This is a genomic window from Planktothrix tepida PCC 9214, assembly GCF_900009145.1.
Classification (GTDB): domain Bacteria; phylum Cyanobacteriota; class Cyanobacteriia; order Cyanobacteriales; family Microcoleaceae; genus Planktothrix; species Planktothrix tepida.
In genome coordinates, this window is sequence record NZ_LN889816.1 from 11,261 (window position 1) to 12,823 (window position 1,563).

General features: G+C 39.7%; 1 protein-coding gene. It reads left to right on the forward strand.

Going from position 1 to position 1,563, the window contains the following annotated elements; genetic code table 11:
- On the forward strand, positions 1-972 hold a 972-nt coding region (locus PL9214_RS33420; protein WP_500690254.1), incomplete at its 5' end, for a DUF8696 domain-containing protein.
- Positions 973-1,563: the final 591 nt, after the last annotated feature.

Consider the following 1,563-nt stretch of genomic DNA (forward strand, 5'->3'; position numbering starts at 1 on the left):
ACATTAAATTATCAATGGCAAGAGTCAGCCGATAATGGAGTCACCTGGACTAATATTAGTGGAGCAACTAATAATACTTTTGCCTTATCTCAGACGCAAGTGGGGAAAACGGTACAGGTCAAAGTTAGTTATACTGACCTATTAGGAACAGCAGAAACGGTTAATAGTAGTCCAACTGCTGTAGTTACTAATGTTAACGACTTACCCACAGGTAATGTTAGTATTACAGGAACAGCGACACAAAACCAAATTTTAACGGCAACCAATACCTTAGCGGATGCGGATGGTTTAGGAACATTAAATTATCAATGGCAAGAGTCAGACGATAATGGAGTCACCTGGACTGATATTAGTGGAGCGACTAATGATACTTTTGCTTTATCTCAAACCCAAGTGGGGAAAAATATACAGGTAAAAGTTAGTTATACCGATGAACTAGGAACACAAGAAACCGTTAATAGTAGTCCGACTTCTCTGGTTTATGCGCTTTTGAATAATGTTCCTACAGGTAATGTTAGTATTACAGGAACACCCAAACAAAACCAAATTTTAACTGCAACCAATACTTTAGCAGATTTTGATGGTTTGGGAATGTTTAATTATCAATGGCAAGAGTCATCAGATAATGGAGTCACCTGGACTGATATTAGTGAAGCAACTAATAATACTTTTACCTTATCTCAAGCGCAAGTGGGGAAAAATATACAGGTAAAAGTTAGTTATACTGATGGACAAGGAACACAAGAAACGGTTAATAGTAGTCCGACTTCTGTGGTTACTAACGTTAATGACTTACCCACAGGAACAGTTAATATTACAGGGACAGCAACCCAAAACCAAATTTTAACGGCAACCAATACCTTAGCGGATGTTGATGGTTTAGGAACATTAAATTATCAATGGCAAGAGTCAGCAGATAATGGAGTNATATTGCCACTTCAATTACCGAGTCAGCTTCTAGTTACTATCTGATTAATGGACTAGACTTAAGTAACGATACAACCGGCTCAAGTTACTGGGATTTTAATGCTGGAAAAATCTTTGGTTTAGGGTTAACACCCGATACAACGAAAATCCTGCAAAGCATCACCATAACCCGAACCAGTGGCACAAATACAAACACTTGGTTGAACTTTTTTGGAGCAACAGGAGAATACAACAACAGCGCCCCCGTCCTAAATGCAGCTAACGTATCTAATTTAACCACAATTAACGAAGACCCGACAACCAATCCAGGGACATTAGTTTCCACCGTCTTAAGCAGTGGTTTCACCGATGCCAACAGCGACCCCAGTGGCATAGCAGTAACAGGTTTGAGCAATACAAGTGACGGAACTTGGCAGTTTTCTAACGATAACGGCAGCAATTGGACACCATTTGGGGCAGTAACAGACAGTTCAGCGACTCTTTTAAGTAATACAACCTTAGTTCGATTTGTTCCCAATGCCAACTTTAACGNCTAAATATAGCTAACGTATCTAATTTAACAACAATTAACGAAGACCCGACAACCAATCCAGGGACATTAGTTTCCACCGTCTTAAGCAGTGGTTTCACCGATGC